The organism is Streptomyces sp. NPDC111744, assembly GCF_055634995.1.
Map to the genome: position 1 here is coordinate 1 of NZ_JBVKCG010000067.1, position 3,713 is coordinate 3,713.

The 3,713-nt window shown below is 73.9% G+C and carries 1 pseudogene; it reads left to right on the forward strand.

The features are described 5' to 3' along the window. Positions 1-12: 12 nt before the first annotated feature. Positions 13-3,713 (forward strand): annotated as a pseudogene (locus ACZ7OO_RS43955) (type I polyketide synthase); the annotation flags it as partial.

Sequence of the window (3,713 nt, forward strand, 5' to 3'; positions counted from 1 at the left end):
CATGCGCAGGGTGTGACGAGGTTCGTTGAGATCGGTCCGGACGCCGCGCTGACCGCCGTAGGACCGGACTGTCTGCCGGAGGACGCGGCCGCGGCTTTCATCCCGCTACTCCGTCGCGACCAGCCGGAATCGGTGACCCTGCCCACCGGACTGGCCTGCTTCCACGTGCACGGCGGCGGCATCGACTGGACACGCTGTCTGCCCGCCGCCGACCCGGTCGACCTGCCCACCTATGCCTTCCAGCACCGCCGTTACTGGCTGGAGAGCGCCGAGTCGGCCGATCCGGCCGCGCTCGGTGCGCTGCCCGCCGGGCACCCGCTGCTCGGCGCGCTGGTCGCCCTGCCCGGTGCCGTCGACACCGTGCTGACCGGGCGGTTGAGCCTGCGTGGGCAGCCCTGGCTGGCCGACCATCAGGTCACCGGCACGGTGCTGCTGCCCGGCACCGCGTTCGTCGAACTCGCCCGGCACGCCGCCGAACTGCTCGGTGACAACCGGCTGGACGAGCTGACCCTGGAGGTCCCGCTGGTCGTGCCCGCCGAGGGCGGCCTCGCCCTGCGGGTCGTCGTCGGCGAACCCGACGACACCGGCTGCCGCAGCATCGAGGTGCACTCCCGGCCCGAGGACTCGGCGCCGCCCTGGACCCGGCATGCCACCGGTGTGCTCTCCGAGAGCAGCGACGACAGCGTCGGTGCGGATCTCGTGCAGTGGCCCCCGGCCGGCGCCGAACCGGTCGACCTGGACGGCTTCTATCACCGGCTCGCCGAGACCGGCCTCGGGTACGGCCCGGCGTTCCAGGGGCTGCGGGCTGCCTGGCGGCGCGCCGACGAGATCTTCGCCGAGATCACCCTGCCCGACCAACAACGCGGCCAGGCCGGCGAGTTCGGTCTGCATCCGGCGTTGCTGGACGCGGCACTGCACGCCCTCGCCCTGCACGGTGACAACGCCCTGCGGCTGCCCTTCGCCTTCCGGGGGGTCCGCTGGCACGACGCGGGCGCGACGGCGCTGCGGGTCCGGATCACCGCCGTCGCGGAGGACGCGGTCCGGTTGGATCTGGCCGACGACAGCGGCGCCCCGGTCGGCACCGTCGAGCGCGTGGTGCTGCGCGCCCTCACCGGCGAACTGCGCGCGCCCGCACGGCTGGACTCGGTGTACCGGCTGGACTGGACGCCCGCCCGCACCGGACGCCCCCGTGACACCCGCGCCGATGTGCTGTTCCGGGTCGAGGACACGCCCGTGGCCGAGCGTACCGCCGCCGTACTGGAACGGGTCCGCGGCTGGCTGGCCGGGGAGCCCGCGCCGGGTGCCCGGCTGGTCCTGGTCACCCAAGGTGCGGTCGCGACCTCCACCGAGGAGGTGCCCGACCCGGCCGGCGCGGCCGTGTGGGGCCTGGTGCGCTCGGCGCAGATCGAGTGGCCCGACCGGTTCGTACTGCTGGACACGGCCGAACCCACCGTCACCGAGACGGAGCTGACCGCGGCACTGGCCATCGACGAACCCCAACTGGCCTTGCATGCGGGGCGGGTGTTGGTGCCGCGGTTGGCGCGGGTGTCGGAGGTGGGTGGGGGCGTTCCTTGGTCGGCTGAGGATGTTGTGCTGGTGACGGGGGCGAGTGGGACGCTCGGGGGTTTGGTGGCGCGGCATTTGGTGGTGCGTCATGGGGTGCGTGGTCTGGTGCTGGTTTCCCGGCGGGGTGGTGATGCGCCGGGTGTGACGGAGCTGGCTGCGGAGTTGGGTGAGTTGGGTGCCGGGGTGGCGGTGGTGGCGTGTGATGTGGCCGACCGTGAGGCGGTGGCCGCGTTGCTGGCCGAGCATCCGGTGACGGCGGTGGTGCACGCCGCCGGGGTGGTGGACGACGGTCTGGTCACCGGTCTCACCGAGGAGCGACTGCGGGCGGTGCTGGCGCCGAAGGTGCAGGGCGCCCGCTGGCTGGACGAACTGACCCGCGACCGGGACCTCACCAGGTTCGTGTTGTTCTCCTCCGCGTCCGCGACCCTCGGCAACGCCGGACAGGCCGCCTACTCCGCCGCCAACGCCCACCTGGACGCGCTGGCGCGGCAGCGCCGTGCCGCCGGGCTCCCGGCCACCTCGTTGGGCTGGGGACTGTGGGAGCAGCGCAGCGGCATCACGGGTGAGCTCTCCGGCACCGACCTGGCCCGTATCGCTCGCAGTGGCATCTCCGCACTGCCCACCGCGGAAGCCCTGGCGCTGCTGGACGCCGCTGTCGGGCTCGACGAGGCGGCCGTACTGCCGATGCGGCTGGACACCGCGGCCCTGCACGGACTCGACCCGTTGCCGGCGGTGTTCGCCGGCCTGGTCCGCGGCCGTCGCCGTGCCCGGCAGCAGTCCGGCTGGGCCGACCGGCTGCGGGCGCTGCCCGTGGCGGAGCGCCGCCGCGCCGCCCTGGACCTGGTGCGCACCCAGGCCGCCGGGGTTCTGGACCTCACCGGGGCCGAACAGATCGGCGCCGAACAGTCCTTCGCCGAACTCGGCGTCGACTCGCTGACCGCGCTCGAACTGCGCAACCGTCTCGGCATCGCCACCGGGCTACGGCTGCCCACCACCCTGGTGTTCGACCACCCCACCCCGGCCGCGCTGGCCGGGTTCGTACTCGCCGAGGCCGGTGACCTTCAGACCGGACCGGAACCCGCCGCCCCCACGCTCACGGCCGCCACGGACGAGCCGATCGCGATCGTGGGCATGGCCTGCCGCTACCCCGGCGGAGTCGGCACCCCCGAGCAGCTGTGGGACCTGGTCGCCGCGGGCCGGGACGGCATCTCCGCCTTTCCCGCCGACCGCGGCTGGGACCTCGGGGCGCTGCCGGTCGGACTGGGCGGATTCCTCGCCGACGTCGCAGACTTCGACCCCGGGCTCTTCGGTATCTCGCCCCGCGAGGCGCTGGCCATGGACCCGCAGCAACGGCTGCTGCTGGAGCTGTCCTGGGAGGCACTGGAACGGGCCGGGATCGCCCCGACCGGCGTCCGGGGCAGCCGTACCGGGGTGTTCGCCGGGCTGATGTACCAGGACTACGCGACCCGGCTGGCGCACGTGCCCGAGGAACTGGAGGGCTACCTTGGCAACGGCAACCTGGGCAGCATCGCCACCGGCCGGGTCGCCTACACCTTCGGGCTCACCGGCCCCGCGGTCACCGTGGACACCGCCTGCTCGTCCTCGCTGGTGGCGATGCATCTGGCCGCCCAGTCGCTGCGCTCCGGCGAGTCCAGCCTGGCGCTGGCCGGCGGGGTGACGGTCATGTCCAGCCCGACCCCGTTCCGTGAGTTCGACCGGCAGCGCGGCCTCGCCGCCGACGGCCGCTGCAAGTCCTTCTCCGCCGACGCCGACGGCACCGGCTGGTCCGAGGGTGTCGGCATGCTGGTGCTGGAGCGGCTGTCCGACGCGCGGGCCAACGGCCATGAGGTGCTGGCCGTGGTGCGCGGTTCGGCGGTGAACCAGGACGGTGCGTCCAACGGGCTCACCGCCCCCAACGGTCCTTCCCAGGAACGGGTCATCCGTGCCGCGCTCAGCGCCGCGGGGCTGGCCCCCTCGGACGTGGACGTGGTGGAGGCGCACGGCACCGGCACCACGCTCGGCGACCCGATCGAGGCGCAGGCCCTACTGGCCACGTACGGCGCCGATCGGGACCGGCCGTTGTGGCTGGGGTCGGTCAAGTCGAACATCGGGCACACGCAGGCCGCCGCCGGGGTCGCCGGCGTGAT